General features: G+C 59.2%; 2 rRNA genes. Both read left to right on the forward strand.

Annotated features, from left to right (window positions below):
* The first annotated feature begins 79 nt into the window (after positions 1-79).
* Positions 80-3,171: ribosomal RNA gene (locus ABD284_RS25640) — 23S ribosomal RNA — on the forward strand.
* A 108-nt stretch (positions 3,172-3,279) separates the two neighbouring features.
* Positions 3,280-3,397: ribosomal RNA gene (gene rrf / locus ABD284_RS25645) — 5S ribosomal RNA — on the forward strand.
* The last annotated feature ends 64 nt before the right edge of the window (positions 3,398-3,461 follow it).

Genomic DNA, 3,461 nt, shown 5'->3' on the forward strand with positions numbered 1-3,461 from the left:
GCGGGTGCGGGGTTGTGGTCGGGTTTGTGGCTGGTGGTTTGATTTGTGGATAGTGTGCGCGAGCATCTTGTATCTGCGGTGGCCAAGCAAGAGTGGCATACGGTGGATGCCTTGGTACCAGGCGCCGATGAAGGACGTGGGAGGCCGCGATAGGCCGCGGGGAGCTGTCAACCGAGCTGTGATCCGCGGGTGTCCGAATGGGGGAACCCAGCCCGAGTTGTGTCGGGTTGCCGCCGTCTGAATGTATAGGGCGGTTGGTGGTGACGCGGGGAAGTGAAACATCTCAGTACCCGCAGGAAGAGAAAACAACAGTGATTCCCTGAGTAGTGGTGAGCGAACGGGGATGGTGGCTAAACCGCGTGCGTGTGTAAGGCGGCAGTCGTTGCGTGCGTGGGGTTGTGGGGTTCGTCTGTACTGGGTCTGCCGGCCTGGTGTGGGTTGTGGTGTGTTAGTCGAAGCCGTTGGGAAGCGGTGCCGGAGTGGGTGAGAGTCCCGTAGGCGAAGGCGCATCATGGTTCATTGGGCGTGTCCCCGAGTAGCGCGGAGCCCGAGGAATTCCGTGTGAATCTGGCAGGACCACCTGTCAAGCCTGAATACGTCCTGGTGACCGATAGTGGACGAGTACCGTGAGGGAAAGGTGAAAAGTGCCCCGGTGAGGGGTTGTGAAATAGTACCTGAAACCGTGTGCTGTCAAGCCGTCAGAGCTCTGCTTTGGTGTGGGGTGATGGCGTGCCTTTTGAAGAATGAGCCTGCGAGTCGTGGTGTGTGGCGAGGTTAACCCGGGTGGGGTAGCCGTAGCGAAAGCGAGTCTGAAGAGGGCGTGTGAGTCGCATGCTGTGGACCCGAAGCGGGGTGATCTACCCATGGCCAGGGTGAAGCGGAGGTAAGACTTCGTGGAGGCCCGAACCCACCAGGGTTGAAAACCTGGGGGATGAGCTGTGGGTAGGGGTGAAAGGCCAATCAAACTCCGTGATAGCTGGTTCTCCCCGAAATGCATTTAGGTGCAGCGTTGTGTGGTGCTCCCCGGAGGTAGAGCTACTGTTTGGCTGATGGGCCCGACCAGGTTACTGAGGTCAGATAAACTCCGAATGCCGGTGGAGTGGAGCATGGCAGTGAGACTGCGGGGGATAAGCTTCGTGGTCGAGAGGGAAACAGCCCAGATCTCCAGCTAAGGCCCCTAAGGGTGTGCTAAGTGGGAAAGGTTGTGGAGTTGCTGAGACAACCAGGAGGTTGGCTTAGAAGCAGCCATCCTTGAAAGAGTGCGTAATAGCTCACTGGTCAAGTGATTCTGCGCCGATAATGTAGCGGGGCTGAAGTGCACCGCCGAAGCTGGGGGGCCGCATCGTTGGTGTGGCCGGTAGGGGAGCGTCGTGCGTTCGGTGAAGCTGCGGGGTGACCTTGTGGTGGAGGGCGTGCGAGTGAGAATGCAGGCATGAGTAGCGATACCGGAGTGGGAAACTCCGGCGCCGATTGACTAAGGGTTCCTGGGGCAGGTTAATCCGCCCAGGGTGAGTCTGGACCTAAGGCGAGGCCGACAGGCGTAGTCGATGGATAACGGGTTGATATTCCCGTACCCGTGTGCGTGCGTCCGTGTTGATAGCCCTGATGCTGACCGTGTCCGGTGCTGTGGTGGCCTTCGGGTCGCTGCGGTGTCCGGGTCCGGGACCCGAGGGGTGTGTAGGCAAGTGATGGGGTGACGCAGTGGGGTAGCTCTACCCGGCGGTGGTTGTCCGGGGGTAAGCGTGTAGCCCGGGGTGGTGGTAAATCCCTGCCCTGTTGTGGGTGAGGCGTGATGCCGAGCCGTTTTTGGTGAAGTGAGTGATCCCGTGCTGTCGAGAAAAGCCTCTAGCGAGTGCGTGTGCGGCCAGTACCCGAAACCGACGCAGGTGGTCAGGTAGAGTATACCGAGGCGTTCGGGTGATCCGTGGTTAAGGAACTCGGCAAATTGTCCCCGTAACTTTGGGAGAAGGGGAGCCCTGTCTGGTGATCAGGTTTTCCCTGTGAGCTGGGTGGGGTCGCAGATAGCAGGGGGAAGCGACTGTTTATTAAAAACACAGGTCCGTGCGAAGTCGTAAGACGCTGTATACGGACTGACGCCTGCCCGGTGCTGGAACGTTAAGAGGACTGGTTAGCGCCTTTTGGTGTGAGGCTGGGAATCTAAGCGCCAGTAAACGGCGGTGGTAACTATAACCATCCTAAGGTAGCGAAATTCCTTGTCGGGTAAGTTCCGACCTGCACGAATGGCGTAACGACTTCCCCGCTGTCTCAACCGCGGGCCCGGTGAAATTGCAGTACGAGTAAAGATGCTCGTTTCGCGCAGCAGGACGGAAAGACCCCGGGACCTTCACTATAGCTTGACATTGGTGTTTGGGATGGTTTGTGTAGGATAGGTGGGAGCCGGTGATGCTGTCACGCTAGTGGCGGTGGAGGCGTTGGTGAAATACCACTCTGGCTGTTTCGGGCATCTAACCTTGGGCCGTGATCCGGTTCGGGGACAGTGTCTGGTGGGTAGTTTAACTGGGGCGGTTGCCTCCTAAAGGGTAACGGAGGCGCCCAAAGGTTCCCTCGGCCTGGTTGGCAATCAGGTGGTGAGTGTAAGTGCACAAGGGAGCTTGACTGTGAGACGGACGTGTCGAGCAGGTGCGAAAGCAGGGACTAGTGATCCGGCGCCGGCGTGTGGAAGCGGCGTCGCTCAACGGCTAAAAGGTACCCCGGGGATAACAGGCTGATCTTCCCCAAGAGTCCGTATCGACGGGATGGTTTGGCACCTCGATGTCGGCTCGTCGCATCCTGGGGCTGGAGTTGGTCCCAAGGGTTGGGCTGTTCGCCCATTAAAGCGGCACGCGAGCTGGGTTTAGAACGTCGTGAGACAGTTCGGTCCCTATCCGCTGCGCGCGTTGGAGACTTGTGGAGGGCTGTCCCTAGTACGAGAGGACCGGGACGGACGAACCGCTGGTGTGCCAGTTGTTCCGCCAGGGGCATGGCTGGTTGGCTACGTTCGGGAGAGATAACCGCTGAAAGCATCTAAGTGGGAAGCTTGCTTCGAGATGAGGTCTCCTGCCCTGTGGTGGGGGTAAGGCCGCCAGGTGATGACTGGGTTGATAGGCCGGGTGTGGAAGCCTTGTGAGGGGTGGAGCTGACCGGTACTAATAGGCCGAGGGCTTGTCCGCCGTGGATGCTGGGTGCTCGCGCATGCTGTTCTGGTTGTCCTGGCCTGTCGTGTGGTGGGTTGGGGGCTGTTGGTTTTCCTCTGCGCTTGTGGGTGTGGGGGTGTGGTTTTGCGGTGGTGATAGCGGGAGGGTCACACCCGGTCTCATTTCGAACCCGGTCGTTAAGTCTCTTTGCGCCGATGGTACTGCCTTCATGGTGGGGGTGGGAGAGTAGGTTGCTGCCGCATTTTTTGTTGGTGGGGGTGTGGCCCGTTTGTTCGGGTTGCGCCCCCGCCTTTTTTTATGCCCGAA

This window comes from Streptomonospora arabica (assembly GCF_039531585.1).
GTDB classification, from domain to species: domain Bacteria; phylum Actinomycetota; class Actinomycetes; order Streptosporangiales; family Streptosporangiaceae; genus Streptomonospora; species Streptomonospora halophila.